We start from the raw sequence: 21,088 nt of genomic DNA, 5'->3' as shown, positions 1-21,088 counted from the left end.
GCTGTCTCCTTAGCCCTTGGGGAGGCCGAGCACGCGCTGGGCGATCACGTTGCGCTGCACCTCCGCGGTGCCGGTGCCGATCGTGTGGGCGAACGAGTACAGGTAGGGCGCCACGAACTGCTCGGCGGCCGCCGTCCCGTCCAGCGTCAGGCCGTCGCGGCCGAGCAGGTCGGCGGCGGTCTCCTTGACCCGCTGGGACAGCTCCGCGTAGAACGGGCGGATCATCGAGCCGGCCCCGCCCGCCGTGCCGGTGCGCCTGATCTCCGAGACGAACGCGATGGCCAGCGCGTGCAGCGCGACCGACTCGGACTCGAGGTCGGCGATCCGCGCGGCGACCTCGTCGCCGGCCAGCAGGGGGCGCCCGCGCCCGTCGACCCGCGTCCTGGCCAGGTCCGTCACCCGGTCGACCAGCGTGCGCAGGCGGATCACCATGCCCAGGGTCATCGTGCCGCGCTCGAACCCGAGGGTGGTCATCGCCACCCGCCAGCCGTCCCCGAGCCCGCCGACCACATCGCGCAGCGGTAGCCGCACGTTGTCGTAGAAGACCTGCGCGAAATGGGTGCCGCCGTCCATGGCCCGGATCGGCCGGATCTCGATGCCCGGGGACCGGAGGTCGACGATCGCGAACGAGAGTCCCCGGTGCCTTGGCGCGTCGAAGTCGGTGCGCACCAACAGTTCCTGCCAGTCGCTGTGCGCCGCGTGGGTCGTCCAGATCTTCGTGCCGTCCACGACCAGTTCGTCGCCGTCGACCACCGCCCTGGTGCGCAGCGCGGCCAGGTCCGAACCCGCCTCCGGCTCGGAGAACCCCTGCGCCCAGACCTCGTCGCCACGCAGGATCGGGTCGAGGTGCGCGCGGCGCTGCTCGTCGGTGCCCTCGACGATCAGCACCGGGCCGGCGTGGCCGAGCGCGATGGAGAACACACCCGCATCCGGGGCGTCGAACCGCGCGCACTGCTCGAACCACAGGATCTGCTCGACGAGGCTGAGCCCGGCGCCGCCGAGGTCCTTGGGCCAGGTGACCCCGGCCCACCCGCCGTCGTACTGGCGTCGTTGCCACGCCCGGTCGAACTCGGCCATGGCCTGGCCCGCCGGCGGCCGGGCCTGCGCCGGCAGGTTGTCGGTGAGCCAGTCGGCCGCGCGTTCGGCGAACCGGTCCTCCGCCGGCGTGCGCCGCAACCGCATGGCTCACGCCTCCCGGTCGAGCAGCCGCCGCAGCAGCGGCGCGCTGACCTTGAGCGAGGGCGTGCGGGGCAGTTCGGCGACGACGTGGACGCGCACCGGGACCTGGTAGGGCGCCAGCCGCTCCCTGGCGAAGGCCGTGAGGGTCTGCTCGTCGGCCTCGGCGCGGGCGTGGAGTTCCACGGCCGCGACCGGCACCTGGCCGAGCCGGGCGTCCTCGACGCCGATGACGCCGGCGTCGCGCACCGCGGGGTGCTGGCGCAGTGCCTCGGCCACCGTCCCGGTCGACACCTTGAACCCGCCGCGGATGATCACGTCGTCGGCCCGGCCGACGATCCACAGGAACCCGTCGGCGTCCAGCCGGGCGCGGTCGGCCGTGCGCACCCAGTCCGCGTGCCCCAGCTGGGGTGCCCTGACCTCGAGCAGGCCGAGCTCGTCCGCCTCGCGCGGCTCGCCGGTCTCCTCGTCCACGATCCGCAGCGCCACGCCAGGATGCGCGCGGCCGACCGAACCTCGTTTCGTGCCGGCGAAGTCGTGGTGGTCGGCCAGCGTCCACCCGGTGATGCCGCCGGCGAACTCGGTCGCGCCGTAGACCACGAGGATGGGGATGCCGTACCGGTCCTCCCACGCGAGCTGTTCCTCGACGGTGATGGGCGCGGTGCCGACCAGCACGCTGCGCGCGAACGACAGCCGCTCCGGCGCCACGCCCGCGGCCATCACCATGCGCAGCGCCGCGGGCGGCAGGGTGATCGCGCGCGGCCGGTGCTCGGTCACCAGCGCGAGCCAGTCGTCCACCGCGAACCGTTCCAGCAACGCGATTCTGCGTCCTGCCTGGACATTGAGCAGCAGGGTGAAGATGCCGCTCACGTGCAGCAGCGGCGCCATCACGATGGCGACGCTGGTGCGCAGCCTCGGCTCGGTCGAGCCCTTCTCGTAGTGCGCGGTGCCCGCGTAGCCGGCGTCGAAACCCGCGTAGGACAACGGAACCCGCTTCGGCGGCCCGGTCGTGCCGCTGGTGAGCATGAGGATCGCGGTGCCCGGCGAGGCGAAGTCCTCGGCGTCGTCGCGGCGCAGCGGTTCGAGCACCTCGACGCCCTGCTCGTCGACCGCGATCGCGAGCGTGCCGGCGGCGGCCGCGGCGGCCAGGACTCCCGGCCGGGCCCAGTCCTCGCGGTCGGCGAGCACGATCGCGGCGGGCAGCCGGCCGAGCTCGGCGGCGAGCTGGTCGTCGGGTTGCATGCCCGAGACGGTGACGAGCGTCTGGCCGTGGGTGAGCAGCGAGAGGACGACCGCGACGGTGGCCGGGCGGTTGCGCATGACCATGGCGACCGGCGCGCGGCCGGTCACGCCGTGCGCGGTCAGGATCTCCTGGACCGCGTCGCCTCGGTCGTGCAGCCAACCCCAGCTGTACCACCGGGTCCGGAACTGGAGCGCGTCGGCGGCCGGGTCGATGCGCATGATGTCGGTGACCCGCCCGGACACCGAGAAGCCGGTCCGCGCGGTCATGTTGCCTCAGCTCCACTCAGGACCACGAGCGCGTCGACCGCGATCACCCGGTCCTCGGTCGCGATCAGCGGGTTGACGTCCACTTCGGACACCGCGGGTTCGCTCAGCGCGAGCCGTTGGACCGCCAGCACGGCGTCGACGAGACCGGTGCGCGCGGCGGCGGTGAGGCCACGAGGGTGGGTCACGAGGCGACCGCCCCACAACCGGGCGACCATCGCGTCGGCACGGGCGCGGTTGAACGGCACGACCGACAGGTGCGCCTCGGCCATGATCTCGGTCGTCACCCCGCCCGCCGCCAGCGTGACGACCGGTCCGTGCACCGGATCGCGCACCAGCCCGAGCATCAGCTCGATCCCGGCCGGGACCTGTTCGGCGACCAGGATCCGGTACGCCGCGTCCGGCGCGGGGCGGTGCGCCTCGGCGATCGTCACCAGCCGCTGGAAGGCGGCCGCGGCGGCGTCACCGCGCACCCCGAGCACGACACCGCCGACGTCGGACTTGTGTGGCAACCACTCGGCGTCGATCTTCAGCACCGCCGGCCCGGCCAGGCGGCCCACCGCGGCCACCGCGGCGGCCTCGTCGACGACGAGGTCCTCGGTGGGCACGGCGATGTCGTAGCGGGCGAGCAGTCGCTTGGCGTCGAACTCCGGCAGCGCACCGGCGGCGGCGCGCACGGAGGGCGTGCCGGCGGCCGCGACGTCGGACAGGTCCAGGAAGCGGGTGAGGTCCTCGGCCTCGACGAGCTTGCCGAGGACCCGGACCATCGCCGCGGCGTCGGCGAAACAGGTGAGCCCGCGGGCCGCCATCCTCGCCAGTACGTCGGGCTGGTGTGCCAGCGCGAAGAACGGTTTGTCGGTGGCGTCCTTGGTGTGCAGCAACATCTCCCGGTGCGCCTCGGGCAGCGTCCTGGCCACCGTGCTGTAGGCGATGAGGTCGAACTCGTCGGACCCGGCGATCTCGTCGAGCACGGCGGCGGTCGGCCGCAGGTCGTTGACCAGGTTTCCGGTGATGTCAACGGGATTGGCCGCCGAGCCGAACGATGGCAGGTGCGCGGCGAGCCGGGCCCGCAACCCGTCGCTTGGCGCGGGCAGCGCCAGTGCCGCGTCCTCGGTGACGTCGGCCATGAGCGCGCCGGCGCCGCCGCTGCTGCTGACGAGCACCACGCGGTTGCCCCGCGCCCGCCTGCCGGCGGCGAACCCTCTGGTCACGTCGACGAGTTCGCGGATCGTCTCGACCATGACGATCCCGTTCTGCGCGCACCCGGCCCGGAACGTGGCGTAGGAGCCGGCCAGCGCCGCGGTGTGGCTCACCGCGGCCGTGCGGCCGCGCTCGGTCCGGCCGACCTTCAGCAGCACGACCTGTTTGCCGGCCTCGGCCGCCATCCGCCCGGCCCGCATGATCTCCTCGGACTTGCGAACGCCCTCCACCACCAGCGCGATGACCGCCGGGGAGTCCTCGGGACTGCGCAACAACTCCTGGGCGAACTCACCGGTGGTGACGTCCAGCTCGTTGCCCGTCGCCGCCCAGAACCCGACGTTGGCCCCGTCGTCGCGCAGCAGGCTCACCGCGCCGATGCCCACCGAGCCGCTCTGCCCGAGCAGGGCGATGTTGCCCCCAGGCGCCATCTCGAACGGGATGCGGGTGAACGTCGCCTTCAGCCCGCGGCGGAAGTTGGCGAATCCCAGGCAGTTGGGACCGAGCAGCCGGATCCCGGTCTCCGCGACCACTGTGGACAGTTCCTGTTGGAGCGCGTGGCCGTCGCCGCCCACCTCGGCGAAGCCAGACGAGTACACCACCGCGCCCCGCACGCCCGCCCCGGCGGCCTCGCGCAGCGCGGCCGGGATCAGCGCGCTCCCGGCGGCCGCGAGCACGAGGTCGACCTGCTTGCCCACCGCCGAGACCGTCGAAAAGGCAGGCAGGCCAAGGACACTGTCGTACTTGGGGTTGATCGGGTAGATGTCCCCGTCGAAGCTCGCCACGAGCTGTCCGATGAGCCGGCCGCCAACCGAGTCCTCCTTCCGCGAGGCGCCGATGACCGCTACCGACCTGGGGTTCAGGAACGCTGCCAGTGTCACGTGCGAAGTCCGCTCTTTCTCTGGTGTCCGGTGGTCCTACTGGTCCAGCCACAGGTAGTAGGGCCGGGGGCTCCAGTCCTCCGGGGCGAAGAACGGCTCCTGGGTCGCCACGACCTTGTCCGAGGCCGCCGCGATCCGCGAACGCAGGCTCAGCGGGAAGATCGCGCCCCGGTCGATCACCTCGGCCTGCAACTCCCTGACCACCGGCGCCCGCTCCTTTTCCGGCAACGTCAACGAGTCCAGGTACTTCTGCTCCAGGTCGGCCAGGTCGGTCAGCTTGAACGGGTTGTACGGGCCGTTGTTCGACACCGTCCTGGTCCACCACTGGTCGATGTCCACCGCCGTGGGAATGAGGTAGGTCACCGGAGTCTCCCCGCCCCGCTGGGCGGCGGTGAACTCCGATGGCGGCAGGTCCTTGATGTTCGCGGTGATGCCGCCGGCGGCCAGCATCTGCTGGATCGCCACGACGGCCGAGGCGATGGAGGTCGTGCTCGGCATGTCGAAGGAGAACCCGTCGGGATAGCCCGCCTCGGTGAGCAGCTTCTTGGCCTGGTCGATGTCCGGCTTGCGGCTGTCGAGCGACTCGTCGTGCCAGGGCGTTGTCGGTGACGAGAACCCGCCCGCGGGCAGCCCGCTGCCGCCGAGGACCGACGTGTTGAAGCCGTCGCGGTCGAGCAGCAGCCCCATCGCCGTGCGTACCCGCTCGTCCCCGAGCGCGGGCACGATCTTGCCCGCACGGTCCAGGATGACCAGCGTGGTCGAGATGGTGAGGTCGGAGAACACCCGGTTGACGCCCGTCTCGACGGAGGCCTTGTTGGCGTCGGGCACGTAGGTCATGATGTCGATCTGCCCGCTGGTGAAGGCGTTGAGCCGTGCGGCGGGGTCGGTGTAGATGGTGACCTCGACGGTCTGGACCTTGACCGCGTCCTTGTTCCAGTAGTCCGGATTGGCCGTGTAGACCTGTTTGCTGCCATCGACGAACTTGCTGGCGTCGAAGCGCCACCCGCCCGATCCGGCCGGCTCACGCGAGAGGTCCCGGCCCTCCTGGATCGCCGTGGGACTGACCATCATTCCCGCCGGTGTGGCCATGTTGTAGTAGAAGTTGGGGTAGGGCCGGGTGAAGTTCACGACGGCGACGAACTCGCTCTCCACCGTCACCGACTCGATCAGCGCGTACATGTTGGCGTTCGGGCTCGTGAGCGCCTTGGCCGCCCGCTCGAGGTTGACCTTGACCGCCTGGGCGTTGAACGGCGTGCCGTCGTGGAACACCACGTCCTCGCGGAGGGTGAGGCGGGCGCTGGTGTCGCTCGGCGCGTCCCACTCGGTCACCAGCCACGGCACCGGCTGGTGTTCCTGGTCGATCTGGAACAGCGTGTCGTAGGCGGGCTGGTGGTTCTGCCCCTGGATGAGCGTGTCCGCCACGGGATCGAAGGAGGCGTTGGAGATCCACGAGCCGACCCGTAGCGTCCCGGTCGGCGTGGCCGGCGCGCCGTCGGCCTTCACCATGGCCTGGAGCGGCTCGGCGCTCGTGTCCTCCAGCGGGTTGCCGCCGCCGGCCGGCGTGGCGCCGCCGCCGCAGGCGCTGGCCGCCATGGCCATGGCGGTGACCAATGCGCCGACGGTGGCGCGCCGGGTGACCCGTGAGTGCATGATGGGGCCTCTCATACTGGGGACGACGATGTCTGGTCAGTTGGGCTGTCCGGGGCCTGCCGGCGGGAGTTCACCGGCCGCGTGACAGGCGACCGCTCCCCCGCCGCGCACCGGCGTCGGCTCGGGAAAGGACTCGGTGCACTCGACTCTGGAGAAGGCACACCGCGCGACGAACGGACATCCCTCGGTGATCACCGCGCCACCTGGCTCCGGTGTTCGCTGGAACCGTTGGGCGGCAACCGTGGTACGCAGGGCTCGGGGGGTGGGGTCGGGCACGGCGTCGAACAGCAGCCGGGTGTAGGGATGCTCGGGGGCGCCGCACACGCGGTCGGCGGGGCCGACCTCCATGATCCGGCCGCGGTACATCACCGCGACCTCGTGACTGGCGTGCCGCACGACGGCGAGGTCGTGGGCGATGAACAGGTAGGAGATGCCGCGGTCGCGCTGGATGTCGGCGAGCAGGTTGACGATCTGGCCCTGTACCGAGACATCGAGGGCGCTGACCGGTTCGTCGAGGATGATCAGCTCGGGATCGACGGCGAGCGCCTTGGCGATCGCGACCCGCTGCCGCTGCCCGCCGGACAGCTCGTGGGGATACCGGCTCAGGTGCGCGGCGCTCAGCCCCACCATGTCGAGCAGCCCGCGCACCCGGGTGTCCCGCGCCGGCGCGGCGAGTCCGAAGTGGACTTTCAGTGGTTCGGCGAGGATCCGCCGCACGTCCAGCAGCGGGTCGAGCGACCCCAGCGGGTCCTGGAAGACGGCCTGCACGGCCCTGCGGTACGCCGAGGGCGGGTTCCCCCGGAACTGGTCGACCCGGAACCCGGCCGCCGTGATGGTCCCACGGCTCGGCTCCACCAGGCGCAGGATCGCCCGGCCGATCGTGGTCTTGCCCGAACCCGACTCGCCGACCAGGCCGACCGTGCGCCCCCGGGGCACCCGCAGGCGCACGTCGGTGACCGCGGGCACGACCGACCGGGCCGCCCACGGACGCCTGCGCCCGCCCCGGAACTGGACCGACAGGCCGTCGATGTCGAGCACGGTGTCCTCGGCCTGCTCGGTGCCGGTGGTGCGCGGCTGCGCGTTCGTCATGCCGTGCCCACCTCCACGTGGTCGCGGTGGATGCCCGTGAGCCGCAGCTCACTGGACCGTACACATCGGACACTCCGGGTCCGGTCCGCGGCCACGGTGAGCGGCACCGGTTCGCCGCGACAGGCGTCCACGGCGAAGTCGCAGCGGTCGGCGAAGTGGCAGCCGACCGGCCAGTCGGCGGGTTGGGGCACGACGCCGCGGATGGACCGCAGCGGCCCCGCCGACGGCTCGTTGCGCGGCACCGAGTCGAGAAGTCCTTGGGTGTAGGGGTGTTCCGGCCGGGAGAACACGGCCGCGACCGGCCCGTACTCGACCAACTCGCCCGCGTACATGACGGCCACCGAGTCGGCGACCTCGGCGACCACGCCGAGGTCGTGGGTGATCAGCAGGATGGCCAGGCCGCGTTCGTCACGCAGGTCCACGAGCAGGTCCAGGACCTGCTTCTGCACGGTCACATCGAGCGCGGTGGTCGGCTCGTCGGCGACCAGCACCTCGGGGTCGCAGCACAGCGCCATCGCGATCATCACCCGCTGGGCCATCCCACCGGAGAACTGGAAGGGATAGTCGGCCAACCGTTCGGCCGCGCGCGGAATCCCGACCCGCTCGAAGAGTTCGACGGTGATCCGGTCGGCCTCGGCCCGCGACACCCTGCGGTGGGCCATGATCGCCTCGCGCAGCTGGTTGCCCACGGTGAAGGTCGGGTTGAGCGCGCCGAGCGGGTCCTGGAACACCACCCCGACCCGGTTTCCGCGGATGGCACGCATCCCGGCGAAGTCGAGGCCGTCGATGTCGTCGTCGCCGAGGCGGATGCCCGACGCCGTCACGACTCCCGGATAGGGCACCAGTCCGAGCGTGGACATCGCGGTCACGCTCTTGCCACTGCCCGACTCCCCGACCAGGCAGAGCAACTCGCCGCGGCGCAGCTGGAAACTGACGTCGCGCACGACCGCCACCTGGCCGTCGCCGTGGTGCGGGAAGGACACACTCAGGTTCGACACCGCCAACGCCACCGGACGCTCGGGCGCCACCGGCTCGACGGTCACCTCGTCCCGCACGCGCGGCGTCCGGCGGACCACGTTGAGTCCGAAGCGGCCGGTGGTGATCTCCCGGCTGAACAGGTCGCGCAGGCCGTCACCGATCTGGTTGATTCCCAGTACGGTCACCAGGATCGCCACGCCCGGCGGCACCGCGAGGAAGAAGTTCTGCCGGATCGTCGTCTGGGCGTCGGCGAGCATCGAGCCCCAGCTCGCGGTCGGCTGCGACACGCCGAGCCCGAGGTAGGACAGGGTCGCCTCGGCGATGATCGCGGTGGCGAACATCAGCGTCGCCTGCACGATGATCGGCGGCGCGATGTTGCGCAGGATGTGCCGGAAGAGGATGCGCCCGGCCCCCACGCCCGAGACCCGGAGCCCGTCGACGTAGAGCTCTTCCTTCTCCGACAACACCTCGCCGCGCACCAGGCGCAGCACCGACATGGCGTACACGATCCCGACCACGGCCATCGCCTTGCCCAGGCCGGGACCCACCGCCGCGATGACCGCGATCGCGAGCACCAGGAACGGCACGGACATCACGCCGTCGACGACCCGCATGACGATCCGTTCCAGCCAGCCGCCGACGTAGCCGACGACGAGTCCACACGGGACACCGACCAGCAGGGCGATCCCCACCGCCTCGACCGCGGCGAGCAGCGCGACCTGGCCACCGAACAGCACCCGGGTGAGCACGTCCCGGCCGAAGCGGTCGGTGCCCAACCAGTGCTCGGCCGACGGCTGGGCCAGGCTCTTGGCGAGCACGCCGGTGTTCGGGTCCGCCGGCGCCAGCACCGGCGCCAGCACGGAGGCGAGCACGATGAGCAGAACGAGCACACCCCAGATCAGCAGGCCCCGCTGCTTGCGCACGCGGGCCACAAGACGACTGCGCTCGCTCATGTCGCCCTCACTTTGGGGTTCAGCCACACATAGGAGAGGTCGACGACGAGGTTGACCAGTACCACCACGACCACCGCGAACAGCACCACCGCCTGGATGATGTTCGGGTCGTAGCGCAACACCGCGTCGATGGTCAGCGAGCCGAGACCGGGCAGCGCGAACAGCCGCTCGATCACGATCGCGCCCCCGAGCAGGTGGGCGACCTGAAAGGACACCGACGTCACCACCGGCGAGGCCGCGTTGCGGGCGGCGTGCTTGAGCACGACCCGACGCCGGGACAGCCCCTTGCTCAACGCCGTGCGGGTGTAGTCCTGTTGCAGCGCGCGGATCATGCTCGACCGCGCCTGCCGCGCCAGCGCGGCGGCGACCCCGAGCCCGAGCGCGAACGAGGGCAGGGCGATCGACCCCAACCACCCACCGAAGCTCTCGGTCAGCGGAACGAACCCGGTGGCCGGGAACCAGCCGAGCACCAACGCGAAGACGTAGATGACCAGCATGCCGACGAAGAAGCTCGGCGCGGCCTGCCCGACGGTGGAGACCGCCACGATCCCGCGGTCGGTCCTGCCGCCGGCGACCACCGACGCGAGCACCCCGGCGCCGACGCCAAGGGCGACCCCGATGACCAGCCCGCCGACCGCCAGCGACAGCGTCACCGGCAGCGCGGCGGCGAACAGCTCACCCACCGGCGCTCCGGTGTAGAGCGAGGTGCCGAAGTCGCTGTGGAACAGGCCGGTCAACCAGGTCCAGTACTGCTCGAACGCCGGCCGGTTCAGTCCAAGTTGGTCACGTAACGCGTCGATCTGTTCCTGGGTGGCGTTTCCGCCGAGAATGATTTCCGCTGGATCCACATCGGACGCGAGGGAGAGGAAGTAGGTGGCGCTCACGACGACGAACACCAGCGGGATCGCGGTGAGCAACCTCGTCAGTACGGTTCGCATCGAGCTCCCTTGCCGGACCGAATAGCCACCCCCTCGGCGGTGCGGGGTGTGTCATGTGGACCGAGGTCCACGACCGCCCCAGTATGTGTTGTACCGTTCAGTCAGTCAATACCTCGCTGACGCGGGCAGGCACAACAGGATGTACCTGCAGGTGAACCCTTGTTCCCGCCATTCAGCGACAGCGTTCCTGTACCGGACAGTCAGTTATCCACAGGTGTGTTCGGCCGGCCACACAGGTGCGTGTAACCCTCGGTGCTCACCCGGTCGCGGTCTCGACCGGTAGCTCGATCCGCGGAAACAGCGGTCGGGGCCTGTCGAGTTGGTTACCACCAGAGCCGAGTTGCTCGGCCACTCGGCTGGCGGCTTCGGGCAGGAACGGCGTCAACTCCTCGGCGACGACCCGTGCGGCGTGGATCAGGAGTGCAAGCGCGTCGCTGAGCCGGTCACCCGCGCCGGCGTCTCCGTTCTTCTCCGCCTTCGCCAGATTCCACGGCGCGACCTCCACGACGTAGCGGTTGGCCTCTTCCACGATCTTCCAGACGGCCGCTGTGGCCTGGCGGAAGTCGAAACGCTCCATCGCGGCGTCCACGGCGGCCGAAGCCGCGGCGATGACCTTGGTCAACGGCAGCTCGGGGAGAGGTTCGGGGAGCGCGGGAACAGTGCCGCTCCGGTACTTGTGAATCATGCTCACCGTCCGGTTGACCAGGTTACCCAGCCCGTTTGCCAAGTCCTCGTGGTAGCGGGCGATAAGCCGATCCGTGGTGTAGTCGGCATCACCGACGCGCGGCACGTCACGTACCAGCCACCAACGCAGGGCATCGGTCCCGTAGTCGTTGACGATCGCCACGGGATCGATGGCGTTACCGAGGCTCTAGAAACCGGAGTCCGATCGTGCCTCGCGTGCTCAGAGCCGGATGAGGGTTTTGAGGGACTCGCGCTGGTCCATCGCGCGGTAGCCGTCTGGTGTCTGGTCCAGGTCGACGGTGAGGTCGAAGACCTTGCCCGGCTCGACCGTGCCGGCCAACACGCCGGGCAGCAGGTCCTCGAGGTAGGCGCGCGCGGGGGCGGGACCGCCGGTCAGGGTGACGTTCGGGCCGAACAGGCTGCCGAACCCGATCGGCGCCTGCTCGTACTGCGGCACGCCGACCCGGCTGAGCACGCCACCGGGACGGACGACGCCGACGGCCTGCTCATAGGCGGACAGGTGCCCGACCGCCTCCAGCACCGCGTGCGTGCCGTGCCCGCCGGTCAGCTCGCGCACCGCGGCGATGCCCTCCTCGCCGCGCGCGGCGACCACGTCGGTGGCCCCGAACTCCCGGCCGAGGTCGGTGCGGTCCTTGTGCCGGCCCATCAGGATGATCCGTTCGGCCCCCAACTGCCTGGCCGAGAGCACCGCGAGCAGGCCGACCGCGCCGTCGCCGATGACCGTCACCGTCGTACCGGGCCGCACTCGGGCCTGCTTGGCGGCGTGGTAACCGGTGCCGTAGACGTCGGCCAGGGTCAGCAGCGACGGCAGCAGCGCCGAGTCCTCCTCGACGCCGGGCAGCGCGACCAGCGTGCCCTGTGCCTGCGGCACGCGGATGGCCTCGGCCTGCGCGCCGTCGAAGAACCCGCCGTTGACGCAGGAGGTGTGCAGGCCCTCGCGGCAGAACTCGCAGGTGTTGTCCGCGTAGGCGAACGGCGCCACCACCAGGTCACCCCGCGTGAGCCCGGAGACCTCCGCGCCAAGGTCGGTCACCACCCCGAGGAACTCGTGGCCCATCGGCGTGCCGTGCTCGGTGGCGGGCATCGAGTGGTAGGGGTGCAGGTCGCTGCCGCACACACAGGAGCGCACGATCCGCACGACCGCGTCGGTGGGCTCGCGCAGCACCGGGTCGGGGGCGTGCTCCACCCGCACGTCACCGGGCCCGTACATGAATGTCGCTCGCATGATGTCCTTTCGGGTTTGAGCTGTCATACCCCGGCCAGCCGCCAGGAAACTCCGTCGAGGGCCGTTACCGCAGGTCAACGAGGCGTAACAACACCAAGTCAACGACCATCCGGGCGATCGAGGGAGGACCCCGCGTTCGGGGTACCGGCGTTACCTCCATGGCCTTCGCCAGACCACCTACGCTCGAGTCATGGGCCAGAACGACCACCACGGTGACCACCGGGCGGAGGTGCGTGAGTTCCTCACCTCGCGGCGGGCCCGCATCACCCCGGCGCAGGCGGGACTACCCGCCTACGGCGGCAACCGCAGGGTGACGGGCCTGCGCCGCGAGGAGGCCGCGATGCTGGCCGGGGTGTCGATCGACTACTACGTGCGCATGGAGCGGGGCAACCTGGCCGGCGCCTCGGAGAGCGTGCTGGACGCGCTCGCCCGCGCGCTGCAACTGGACGAGGCCGAGCGGGATCACCTCTTCGCCCTCGCCAGGACGGCCGTCGGCGGCCCGCGCCGCCGGCGCACCCCGCCGAACAGCGTGCGGCCGGGAGTGCGGCAGGTCCTCGACGCCATCACCGACGCACCCGCGTGGGTGCGCAACGCCCGGCACGACATCCTCGCCCTCAACCCGCTCGGCCGCGCCCTCTACGCCCCCGTCCTCGCCGACCCCCGCAGACCAGCGAACACCACCCGGTTCATCTACCTGGACCCCGCCGCCCACGACTTCTTCGTCGACTGGGACCGGATCGCCACCGACGCCGCCGCGATGCTGCGCCTGGAAGCGGGCCGCCATCCCCACGACCAGGCGCTGATCGCCCTCATCGGCGAGCTGTCCACGCAAAGCGAGGTCTTCCGCACCCACTGGGCCTCCCACGACGTGCAGTTCCACCGCAGCGGCCGCAAACGGCTCCGCCACCCGGTCGCGGGCGTGCTGGAGTTGGACTTCGAGTCCATGGAACTGCCCGCCGAACCCGGACTGACCCTCAACGTCTACACCGCCGCCGCCAACACCCCCACCGCCGACGCCCTCAGCCTGCTCGCGAGCTGGGCCGCCACCCGGGAACCAGCAGCTAACCCGTCGCCAACATCCGGTGGAGGGCTTGGGGGGTAAGGGGTACCGCGGTGATCTGATCGGCGATCTCGGGCAGGGCGGCGGCGATCGCGTTGCCAACGGCGGCGGGTGCGCTGATGGTCCCGGACTCGCCGACGCCCTTCGTCCCGCCCGGGGTCACCGGGGACGGGGTGTGCCGGTGGACGATGTCGATGTTCGGCACGTCCAGGGCGGTGGGCAGGTCGTAGGTGGCGGTGGGTTGCCCGTCCGGTGAGTAGCCGACGTTCTCGTAGAGCGCCATGCCGATGCCCTGCACCACTCCCCCGCGGATCTGCCCGTCGACGATCGCCGGGTTGACCAGGACGCCGGCGTCGTTGACGACCCAGTAGCCCTCGATCTCCACCGCACCGGTCCCCGGGTCCACCGCCACGGCCACGGCGTGCGCGCCAGCGGCGTACAGGTAGGCGGGCGGGTCGTAGGTGGCCTGCTCCTCGAGGCCGGGCGACACCCCGTCTGGCAGGTCCCAGCCGCGCCACGCGGACGTCGCGAGGTCGGCGAGACTGACCTCCGCACCCGGCACGCCCTGGACCCGGATCGTGTCGTCCGCGAGCTCCAGGTCGCCGGTCGCGACCTCGAGGCGGTGCGCGGCGATCGTGAACAGCTTGTCGCGCAAGGCGGTCGCCGCGTGCACGAGCGCGCCGCCGCCGACCGCGAGTGATCGGCTGGCGATCGAGCCGATGGGCGAGTACGGGGTCACCGCGGTGTCGCCCATGACGACCCGCACCCGTTCCAGCGGGACGCCCAACTCGTCGGCGGCCACCTGCGCGAGCGTGGTCTCCAGGCCCTGCCCCATGCCGGCCAGTCCGGTGTGGACGATGACGGAGGTGTCCGGTTCCATGCGCACGACCGCGTTCTCGAAGCCACCCGCCTGCAGGCCTTCGGCCTTCATCGTCATCGACGGCCCCATGCCGGTCATCTCGACGTGGCAGGAGAAGCCGACGCCGCGCCGGCGCCCGTCCTCGACATGCTCGTGGCGCACCTGGTCGCGCAGCGTCCGCAGAACGGCGGCATAGTCACCGGAGTCATACTCCTGGCCCATGCTCGTCCTTTGTGGACGGTCGTGTGCGTCGAGCATGTTGCGCAGCCGCAACTCGACCGGGTCCACCCCGAGCCTGCGGGCGGCCTCGTCGATGAGCCGCTCCCTGGTCCAGGTGATCTCCGGCTGACCGTAACCCCGGTACGACCCGGTCGGGGCGGTGGTGGTGACCACGCCACGCACGCGCGCGCCCACCGTGTCGAACCGGTACGGGCCGGCGGACATCATCGCGGACACCGCGAGCGGGCCGGGGCCGACGTTCGACGCGTGCGCGCCGAGATCACCGACGATGTCGCAGTAGAGCCCGACGAACCGGCCGTCCGCGTCGAGTGCGAGCCGGCCGCGGTGGGCCGCGTCGCGGGCGTGCAGGGTGGCGGCCAGGTGGTCGCCGGGAGCCTCGCTCCAGCGGACGGGCCTGCGCAGCCGGAGCGCGGCCAGGCAGACCAGCGCCTCGTCCGGGTAAACGTGTTCCTTGGCCCCGAACCCGCCACCGACGTCGCACCCGAGGACCCGCACCGCGTTGGCCGCGAGCCCCAACGCGGCGGCCACCTGGTCGCGCATGACGTGTGGGGCCTGGGTTCCCGTCCGCACGGTCAGCGTCTCGCCGTCGTAGTCGGCCACCACGCCACGCGGCTCGATCGGCCGCGGCGCGACCCGCGCGAGCCGGAAGGTCAGCTCCACGACGTGCTCGGCGACCGCCGTGGCCGCTTCCGCGTCCCCCAGCGGGAAGTCGATGCCCAGGTTGGTTCCCCACTCGGGGTAGAGCAGCGGGGAGTCCGGTTCCAGCGCCCGCTCCAGCCCCACCACCGCGGGCAACGGCTCGATGTCGACGTCGACCAGGACGGCGGCGTCGTGCGCGGCCGCCGCGGTCTCGGCGATCACCACCGCGACCGGCTGGCCGACGTAGCGCACGATGTCGTCCAGCACGGGGTACCGGGTCGGCCGGTCCGGCCCCAGGCCGGCGCACGGCAGTGCCAGTCCACGCGCGTCCTCAACCGTGAGCACGTCCAGGACGCCGGCCACGGCCCGCGCCTGTTCGGCGGCGCAGCCGCGTACGCGACCGTGGGGCAGTTGGCTGCGCACCACCACCGCGTGTGCCGAGTCCGACTGCCTGGCGCCGCCGACGAACCGCCCCCGGCCGGTGATCAGCCGGGCGTCCTCCCGCCGGGGAGCCGGTGTTCCGACGTGCCTGCGCTTCGCTGTCGACATCAGTTCTTCACCTTATGCGTCGCGCAGCTGCTCGGCCAGCGCGACGAGGATGCCCGCGGGGCCGCGGAGATAGCAGAGCCGGTAGCTGTTCTCGTACCGCACAATCTCACCGAGAAGTTCGGCGCCGTGTGGCCGCAACCGGTCGAGGATGCCGTCGATGTCCTCGACGGCGAACATGACGCGGTGGGCGCCCAGCGTGTTCGCCGGAGCGCGCGGGTCAGCGTCCCGGACCGCCGGCGAGTGGTACTTGGTCAGCTCGAGCCGTCCGTGGCCGTCCGGCATGCGCATCATCGCGATGTCCGAGCGGACTCCCTCGAGCCCGACGAGCCGATCCACCTCGCTGCCCTCGACCGTCGCCTCGCCTTCCAGCTCCAGCCCGAGCGCGGCGAAGAACGCCATGGCGGCCGCGAGGTCGTCGACGACGATGGCGATGTTGTCCATCCGCTTGATCATGATGATCTCCTTGTCGGGGTTGGATCTTCGGGCGCGCCGCGATCAGCCTCCCGTGCACCGACTCATTCGTCCAATGACAATATGATGGCTAACCCATGCGTACTCTTTATGTATGCTGGATATCCTGCGGTTACGGGTCCTCGCGGCGGTCGCCGCGCAGGGCTCGGTCACCAAGGCCGCCAAGCACCTGAACTACTCCCAGCCCGCCGTCAGTCGTCATCTGGCCAGGTTGGAGGCCGAGACCGGCGCTCGGCTCGTCCAGCGGGTCGGCCGGGGCATCCGGCTCACCCCGGAGGGCGAGCACCTGGCCCGCCGCGCCACCGAGATCGTCGGCCGGGTCGACATCGCCGCCGCGGAACTGTCCGCGATGGTGGGCCTGCGCACCGGCCGGGTCCGGGTCGCCGGCTTCCAGTCGGCGCTCGCCGCGCTGGTGCCGCACGCCGCGGGCACCCTGCGCCGCGAGCACCCCGGCGTCGAACTGCACCTGACCGAGTCCCACCCGCGCGTGGCCCTCGACCTGCTGCGGGCCGGGCAGGTCGACGTCGCGGTCGTCTTCCGCTACGACGACCCGGCCCCGGACGACATCCGCGCAACGCACCTGTTCGACGACCCGATGTACCTGCTCAGCCTCGAACCCGACCAGACACTGGCAGGCAACCGCGACGCCGCCTGGATCGCGGGGTGCGAGAACTGCCGCCGCGAGTTCCTCGACGCCTGCGGCAAGGCGGGCTTCGTCCCGCCCATCGCGTACACCAGCGACGACATCATCGTCCAGCAGGCACTGGTCGCCGCGGGCATGGGCGTGACAACGATGCCCGGACTGGCACTGCGCACCCACCGCGCACCCGGCATCGAGGCCAGCGTCCTGCGCGATTTCCGGCGGCATGTCTATCTGGCCAGCTATGGCGACCCGCCGGATCCACCCGCGACCACGGCCTTCGTCAGCGCGCTGCACCACGCCGTCGCGCAGACCCGACCAGGCGACCCGACCCCGCCGGCAGCGCCGACGATCTCCTAGCCGAGTGTGGCGGCGACCAGTTCCAGCCTCAGCCTGGCAGGACTGTCGGGACCGGGCGGGCCGGGCTCGCTTCGGCGAAGGCATTCCACAACAGACCGAGGTGCTCACCGGGTGCGAATACGTCCACGAAACCAGGGAAGCCGGCCCAGACGGCTACCGACTCACCGACCATTCAGGACTTACCGTGCGCCTTGCGCTGACCGCGACCACACCGCTGCTCTAACTCGCGGGTCTCCGCCGCTCGTCGCCGGCTGCCAGGCCACCTGGACCGTCAGCTGACCGCGAGGGGACCGTCGCAGCATGCCTACCCCGGCCAGTAACGCCACGCCTCGCATCGGCGCCCGCGTTCTGCTGCTCGACCCTGCCGACCAGGTGCTGCTCATCCACGCACTCGACCCCACCAACCCCGGCCACCACTGGTGGGAACTCCCCGGCGGCGGCCTGGACGACGGCGAGGACCTGCACGCCGCGGCCCTCCGCGAGGTCGCCGAGGAGACCGGGATCTTGCTCGCCACCCTGGGCCGCGAACTGTGGGTGCGGGAATCCCGGTTCCGCTACAAGGGCCACGATCACCATCGCGTCGAGCACGTGTTCCTCGGCCGTACAACGACCACCGCGCCCCAGATCGCACCCAGGCCCACCGACAACGAGAAAGCCGGCCTGATCGAACGCCGCTGGTGGTCAGCCGACGAACTGCGGCAGTGCCAGGACAAGCTTCTGCCCGCCACCCTGCCCGACCTGCTCGACGACCTGCTCGCCGACCGGTTGGGCCACACACCACTGACCCTCAGCGACTGACCACGGCGTTGTTCGATCCGGCGGTCCAGCCACGAATGCTGAACGGAACGCCAGTACGGTAGCTGTGAACGCCGACGGCCGGGTAGTCGATGATTTCCTCAGGTAGCGCGTCCAGGGAGAACCAGGACACGGCCGAGCACTTGTCGGGCTCGCGGTTGGTGGGTTCGCCGACCCAGCGCCGGGTTTCGAAGAACAACCCGAGACGGGGTTCGGGGCCCGAGCCGTTGACGTGCAGGGTGTGCACATGTCGCAGGTCGTCCTGTGCGACGAGGACACCGACCTCTTCGTCAGCTTCCCGGGCCACGGCGTCCAGGACCGATTCGCCGGCATCGAGTTTGCCCGAGGGCAGATGCCAGCGTCGGTCGAAGACCGGGTTGGTGTCGCGTCGCCGGGTGAGCAGGACCTGACCGTCGCGCACAAGTAGCAGGTGAACGTCGATCAGGTGGCGGTCGGCCATCGGTAGGTGCCCCCTCGCGAACACGGTCGTGGATCCACACCAGACGCGCGGCGTTAGCGCTCCCGTTCGAGGAGAACACGCTCCGCTGGCTACGGGAATCCCGTCGGTTGTCCCCAGACGCGGCGGCAGCCCTGCATCTCTCGTGGCGTCACCGACACACGCTGTTGGGATAAGCATGGCCACCAGCGGTTGGCCGAGCGGGTCGCCCGACCAACCGCTGGGTGTTCACCAGGTCTTGACCGCGGCGATCAGGTCGGTCAGTGGCACGTCGAGGCGGCCACCGCCCGGGTTCTTGCTGTCCCGGATCGCACCGGACGTGGCGGTGTGCGCCAACTCGACACAGGCACTCTCGTTGGCGCTGCGGCTGCTCTTGCGCCAGGCCAACTCGACACAGGCACCTTCGTTGCCGCTGCGACTGCTCTTGCGCCAGGGGCCGAACACGGTCTCGGTCATGCGTTGCCTCGCTCTCCGTCCAGATCTCTCGCGATGGTCCGCAGCAGGCGCACCGAGCGCTCCTCGTCCAGCGCGAGATCTGTCAGCTTCTCCGAGGTCAGCCTATAGAGCGCGACCTTGTCCGGGTCGTCGAGGAACAGACCGGTGGCGCCGGCCACCACCTCGAGCACGGGTTTGTACGGATCGATCCCGCCCCGGGCCGCTGGGTCAGTTCGAGCACCGACTCGTGGGTCTTTCCTGACTACGGGTGACGAGCGGCCACGTGACCGAGGAAGGTCAACCATCGGCCGCGTTCGAACGACAGGATGGGGCCGTCGGACGCCTTGCTGTCACGAAGACCCACCACCTCCTGGCCGAACGCGATCTCGACGCACGCGTTGCCANGCCAGGCCACCTCAACGCACTCGTTGCCGTTCGGTTCACTGAACGACGACTTGCGCCAGGCCACCTCAACGCACTCGTTGCCGTTCGGTTCACTGAACGAGGACTTGCGCCAGTGGCCGAAGCCAGTCTGGCCGGTGATGCTGCTGTTCATTTGCGGTCGTGCCTTCCGATGGTGTGCAGTGCCAACGGTGATCACAACGACCGGACGAGATCGAGCAGGTAGCGCCGTGTCTGCTCGGGACCCATGGCAGCGGCCCGTTGCTGCTCCCACAAGGTCTGGTACTTGGCCGTGCGTTTGTTCTCGTCCACGTACTCGCCGCCGTCGTGCTGCTCAAGGTAGACGATGTCCACCGGTGGGGTCGTGTCGTACCCGAACAGGTAGTAGCTGTGCGCCTGGCCCATGTAGTAGCCGATATCAAACGGCACGACCTGGATGTCGACGTTGGGCCGATCGATGATGTCCACCAGACAGTGGATCTGGGCACGCATGATCTCCTGGCTGCCGGTTGTGCGGCGGAGAGCCGCCTCGTCGAAGATGAACCAGAACCGCTGATCAACGTTGTCCAGGATTCGCTGACGCCCCAAGCGATCCTCGGTGTCCTGATCGATCTGGTCCCGGCTCAGCGATGGGCGCCAGGCGCGGAACAGCGCACGCATGTAGTCCTCGGTCTGCAACAGACCCGGCACGAGTTTCGCCTGATGGGAGAAGTAGCGCTGAGATGTCGGCTCCAGGTCGACCAGGAGCCGCAGGTGCTGGCGGAAGCGTGACCGGAACCCACCTCGTTTGGCGCGGCGGTTGCTCTCCTGGTGAAGATCCTCCGCGTAGGCGCGGTCGGCGTCGTTGGAGTGGTACGCGTCGAGCAGGCCCCTCAGTTCGAGGTACTTGACCCCGCCGCCGTTCTCGATGTACGCGATCTTCTGCTGCGTGCAGCGGAGCACCTTGGCCGCCTCGTCCTGAGTGAGGCCGGTCTGCTTCCGCTGCTCCTCGAGCCGTCGCCCCAGCAGGATCTTCATCACCGCCGGCGGCAACTGCTGTGAAGCCCCTTGCCCTGTCACGAAGTCCGCCACCTCTCGACCCGATCACACATAGTGGGTCACAGTTCACCCGTTAGGGTGCGTACATAATTTATGTACAAGAGTTAGCATACTTGCAGACGAACCACCTGGAAGGATCGAGGCTCGGATGCGTACAAAATTTATCACCGCTCCGCGTTCGGCCATCCACGGGTTGTGCCGTGTCATCAGCAACGGCGCCGGGCTGGGTCCAGCAGGCCAGCAGCGCGTGCAGGCGCCGCCAGCGAGCGAGTGGCCCGGGAAGCTCCGCACCGTTGGCGTCGGGCCAAGGCGATCGAAGCGCCGCCGCCAGGCCTGGCCATGCCTGACACGGCCCACGCCGGGTCCCGCTCGCTCCATGCCGGGCGAGCGGGACCCGGTCGCGTCCAGCAGGCCCGCCGAGCAAGTGACCAGCAACTGGTCGGCTCGCTCGCTGCCGGACGTCGACACGCCCGCGCCCGGTCGAACGCGCCGCGACCGGGCGGACTGGTGGGTGGCGGCACTCCCCACCGCGTCACGCCGTCACCCACCCCATGGCAGCCGGCAGGGCGGTCCCGGTCGGACCGAGCGCACAAGGTGGTGAGTCGTCATGACCGAGTGGTGGCGCTGGGGCGTCAACCCATCAGGCACGCGTTACGCGGGACGACTGCACATCGTGCTCGACGCCCCGGCACGGCACGGCGCATGGACAGCCTGCGGACTCTGGGTCGCCATCGTCACCACCCACCGCCCGGCGGCCGACCGGCGAGTGCTGTGCCCGGAGTGCTGCCTGAGCACCGTCGACCACATCTGGCCCCCACCCTGACAAAACCCACACCCGCTGGAGA

Annotated in this window: 20 protein-coding genes and 1 pseudogene; 4 read left to right on the top strand and 17 right to left on the bottom strand. The window is 70.5% G+C overall.

Annotation, left to right across the window (positions count from 1 at the left end; all coding sequences use genetic code 11):
- Window positions 1-9: 9 nt before the first annotated feature.
- From ACYVIP_RS00480 to ACYVIP_RS00435, 10 genes and pseudogenes are all read right to left on the bottom strand, one after another.
- Window positions 10-1,182, bottom strand: a complete 1,173-nt coding sequence (locus ACYVIP_RS00480; protein ID WP_460390720.1) for an acyl-CoA dehydrogenase family protein — start codon at window positions 1,180-1,182, stop codon at window positions 10-12.
- A gap of 3 nt (window positions 1,183-1,185) precedes the next feature.
- Entirely contained in the window at window positions 1,186-2,685 is a 1,500-nt protein-coding gene (locus tag ACYVIP_RS00475) for a class I adenylate-forming enzyme family protein (RefSeq protein ID WP_460390718.1), read from the bottom strand.
- Entirely contained in the window at window positions 2,682-4,760 is a 2,079-nt protein-coding gene (locus ACYVIP_RS00470) for an acetate--CoA ligase family protein (protein ID WP_460390716.1), read from the bottom strand. The genes ACYVIP_RS00475 and ACYVIP_RS00470 overlap by 4 nt, the downstream gene beginning before the upstream one ends.
- A 36-nt stretch (window positions 4,761-4,796) precedes the next feature.
- A complete protein-coding gene (locus ACYVIP_RS00465; RefSeq protein ID WP_460390714.1) occupies window positions 4,797-6,410 on the bottom strand; it encodes an ABC transporter substrate-binding protein in 1,614 nt (537 codons plus the stop codon).
- Between the two features lie 36 nt (window positions 6,411-6,446).
- Window positions 6,447-7,499: an oligopeptide/dipeptide ABC transporter ATP-binding protein gene (locus ACYVIP_RS00460; RefSeq protein ID WP_460390712.1), complete on the bottom strand. Its 1,053-nt coding sequence runs from the start codon at window positions 7,497-7,499 to the stop codon at window positions 6,447-6,449.
- Window positions 7,496-9,430 carry a dipeptide/oligopeptide/nickel ABC transporter permease/ATP-binding protein gene (locus tag ACYVIP_RS00455; RefSeq protein WP_460390710.1) on the bottom strand — a complete coding sequence of 645 codons (1,935 nt, stop codon included), beginning with the start codon at window positions 9,428-9,430 and terminating at the stop codon, window positions 7,496-7,498. The genes ACYVIP_RS00460 and ACYVIP_RS00455 overlap by 4 nt, the downstream gene beginning before the upstream one ends.
- On the bottom strand, window positions 9,427-10,368 hold the full coding sequence (locus ACYVIP_RS00450; protein WP_460390708.1) for an ABC transporter permease: 942 nt from the start codon (window positions 10,366-10,368) through the stop codon (window positions 9,427-9,429). Before ACYVIP_RS00450 ends, ACYVIP_RS00455 begins: the two co-directional genes overlap by 4 nt.
- A gap of 256 nt (window positions 10,369-10,624) precedes the next feature.
- Window positions 10,625-11,059 (bottom strand): hypothetical protein, encoded by a 435-nt coding sequence (locus ACYVIP_RS00445; protein ID WP_460390805.1) that lies wholly within the window; start codon window positions 11,057-11,059, stop codon window positions 10,625-10,627.
- Window positions 11,060-11,071: 12 nt separating this feature from the next.
- Window positions 11,072-11,227: pseudogene (locus ACYVIP_RS00440) on the bottom strand (class I tRNA ligase family protein); the annotation flags it as partial.
- Window positions 11,228-11,272: 45 nt separating this feature from the next.
- The gene (locus tag ACYVIP_RS00435) at window positions 11,273-12,298 is read right to left on the bottom strand and encodes a zinc-dependent alcohol dehydrogenase family protein (RefSeq protein ID WP_460390706.1); all 1,026 of its coding nucleotides are present in this window, start codon (window positions 12,296-12,298) and stop codon (window positions 11,273-11,275) included.
- A gap of 190 nt (window positions 12,299-12,488) precedes the next feature.
- On the opposite strand from ACYVIP_RS00435, the gene ACYVIP_RS00430 reads away from it, so the two are divergent.
- Window positions 12,489-13,400, top strand: a complete 912-nt coding sequence (locus ACYVIP_RS00430; RefSeq protein ID WP_460390704.1) for a helix-turn-helix transcriptional regulator — start codon at window positions 12,489-12,491, stop codon at window positions 13,398-13,400.
- Here ACYVIP_RS00430 and ACYVIP_RS00425 read toward each other — a convergent pair.
- Both ACYVIP_RS00425 and ACYVIP_RS00420 read right to left on the bottom strand, forming a co-directional pair.
- Window positions 13,360-15,645 (bottom strand): xanthine dehydrogenase family protein molybdopterin-binding subunit, encoded by a 2,286-nt coding sequence (locus tag ACYVIP_RS00425; protein ID WP_460390702.1) that lies wholly within the window; start codon window positions 15,643-15,645, stop codon window positions 13,360-13,362. The genes ACYVIP_RS00430 and ACYVIP_RS00425 overlap by 41 nt on opposite strands.
- A gap of 12 nt (window positions 15,646-15,657) precedes the next feature.
- Window positions 15,658-16,098: a VOC family protein gene (locus ACYVIP_RS00420; RefSeq protein ID WP_460390700.1), complete on the bottom strand. Its 441-nt coding sequence runs from the start codon at window positions 16,096-16,098 to the stop codon at window positions 15,658-15,660.
- Window positions 16,099-16,210: 112 nt separating this feature from the next.
- On the opposite strand from ACYVIP_RS00420, the gene ACYVIP_RS00415 reads away from it, so the two are divergent.
- Together ACYVIP_RS00415 and ACYVIP_RS00410 are read left to right on the top strand one after the other, a co-directional pair.
- Window positions 16,211-17,116 (top strand): LysR family transcriptional regulator, encoded by a 906-nt coding sequence (locus ACYVIP_RS00415; protein ID WP_460390698.1) that lies wholly within the window; start codon window positions 16,211-16,213, stop codon window positions 17,114-17,116.
- 300 nt (window positions 17,117-17,416) lie between these two features.
- Window positions 17,417-17,914, top strand: a complete 498-nt coding sequence (locus ACYVIP_RS00410) for an NUDIX hydrolase (RefSeq protein WP_460390696.1) — start codon at window positions 17,417-17,419, stop codon at window positions 17,912-17,914.
- Here ACYVIP_RS00410 and ACYVIP_RS00405 read toward each other — a convergent pair.
- The 5 genes from ACYVIP_RS00405 to ACYVIP_RS00385 form a co-directional block, all read right to left on the bottom strand.
- Window positions 17,904-18,371 (bottom strand): NUDIX hydrolase, encoded by a 468-nt coding sequence (locus ACYVIP_RS00405; RefSeq protein ID WP_460390694.1) that lies wholly within the window; start codon window positions 18,369-18,371, stop codon window positions 17,904-17,906. The genes ACYVIP_RS00410 and ACYVIP_RS00405 overlap by 11 nt on opposite strands.
- 225 nt (window positions 18,372-18,596) lie before the next feature.
- The gene (locus ACYVIP_RS00400; protein ID WP_460390692.1) at window positions 18,597-18,824 is read right to left on the bottom strand and encodes a DUF397 domain-containing protein; all 228 of its coding nucleotides are present in this window, start codon (window positions 18,822-18,824) and stop codon (window positions 18,597-18,599) included.
- The gene (locus ACYVIP_RS00395; protein WP_460390690.1) at window positions 18,821-18,994 is read right to left on the bottom strand and encodes a hypothetical protein; all 174 of its coding nucleotides are present in this window, start codon (window positions 18,992-18,994) and stop codon (window positions 18,821-18,823) included. The genes ACYVIP_RS00400 and ACYVIP_RS00395 overlap by 4 nt, the downstream gene beginning before the upstream one ends.
- 71 nt (window positions 18,995-19,065) lie before the next feature.
- Window positions 19,066-19,359 carry a DUF397 domain-containing protein gene (locus ACYVIP_RS00390; RefSeq protein ID WP_460390688.1) on the bottom strand — a complete coding sequence of 98 codons (294 nt, stop codon included), beginning with the start codon at window positions 19,357-19,359 and terminating at the stop codon, window positions 19,066-19,068.
- 41 nt (window positions 19,360-19,400) lie between these two features.
- Window positions 19,401-20,276: a helix-turn-helix domain-containing protein gene (locus ACYVIP_RS00385; RefSeq protein ID WP_460390686.1), complete on the bottom strand. Its 876-nt coding sequence runs from the start codon at window positions 20,274-20,276 to the stop codon at window positions 19,401-19,403.
- A 574-nt stretch (window positions 20,277-20,850) separates the two neighbouring features.
- On the opposite strand from ACYVIP_RS00385, the gene ACYVIP_RS00380 reads away from it, so the two are divergent.
- On the top strand, window positions 20,851-21,066 hold the full coding sequence (locus ACYVIP_RS00380; protein ID WP_460390684.1) for a hypothetical protein: 216 nt from the start codon (window positions 20,851-20,853) through the stop codon (window positions 21,064-21,066).
- Window positions 21,067-21,088: the final 22 nt, after the last annotated feature.

Source organism: Actinophytocola sediminis, assembly GCF_054779715.1.
The sequence above is the reverse complement of the archived record's forward strand: the minus strand, read 5'-3'. Positions and strand labels throughout refer to the sequence as shown.

Coding starts and splice junctions, on each gene's coding strand:
- ACYVIP_RS00455 (WP_460390710.1), bottom strand. CDS start 9,430: ATGAGCGAGCGCAGTCGTCTTGTGGCCCGCGTGCGCAAGCAGCGGGGC.
- ACYVIP_RS00415 (WP_460390698.1), top strand. CDS start 16,211: ATGCTGGATATCCTGCGGTTACGGGTCCTCGCGGCGGTCGCCGCGCAG.
- ACYVIP_RS00460 (WP_460390712.1), bottom strand. CDS start 7,499: ATGACGAACGCGCAGCCGCGCACCACCGGCACCGAGCAGGCCGAGGAC.
- ACYVIP_RS00380 (WP_460390684.1), top strand. CDS start 20,851: ATGACCGAGTGGTGGCGCTGGGGCGTCAACCCATCAGGCACGCGTTAC.
- ACYVIP_RS00435 (WP_460390706.1), bottom strand. CDS start 12,298: ATGCGAGCGACATTCATGTACGGGCCCGGTGACGTGCGGGTGGAGCAC.
- ACYVIP_RS00480 (WP_460390720.1), bottom strand. CDS start 1,182: ATGCGGTTGCGGCGCACGCCGGCGGAGGACCGGTTCGCCGAACGCGCG.
- ACYVIP_RS00425 (WP_460390702.1), bottom strand. CDS start 15,645: ATGTCGACAGCGAAGCGCAGGCACGTCGGAACACCGGCTCCCCGGCGG.
- ACYVIP_RS00465 (WP_460390714.1), bottom strand. CDS start 6,410: ATGCACTCACGGGTCACCCGGCGCGCCACCGTCGGCGCATTGGTCACC.
- ACYVIP_RS00405 (WP_460390694.1), bottom strand. CDS start 18,371: ATGGCCGACCGCCACCTGATCGACGTTCACCTGCTACTTGTGCGCGAC.
- ACYVIP_RS00450 (WP_460390708.1), bottom strand. CDS start 10,368: ATGCGAACCGTACTGACGAGGTTGCTCACCGCGATCCCGCTGGTGTTC.
- ACYVIP_RS00400 (WP_460390692.1), bottom strand. CDS start 18,824: ATGACCGAGACCGTGTTCGGCCCCTGGCGCAAGAGCAGTCGCAGCGGC.
- ACYVIP_RS00430 (WP_460390704.1), top strand. CDS start 12,489: ATGGGCCAGAACGACCACCACGGTGACCACCGGGCGGAGGTGCGTGAG.
- ACYVIP_RS00475 (WP_460390718.1), bottom strand. CDS start 2,685: ATGACCGCGCGGACCGGCTTCTCGGTGTCCGGGCGGGTCACCGACATC.
- ACYVIP_RS00420 (WP_460390700.1), bottom strand. CDS start 16,098: ATGATCAAGCGGATGGACAACATCGCCATCGTCGTCGACGACCTCGCG.
- ACYVIP_RS00410 (WP_460390696.1), top strand. CDS start 17,417: ATGCCTACCCCGGCCAGTAACGCCACGCCTCGCATCGGCGCCCGCGTT.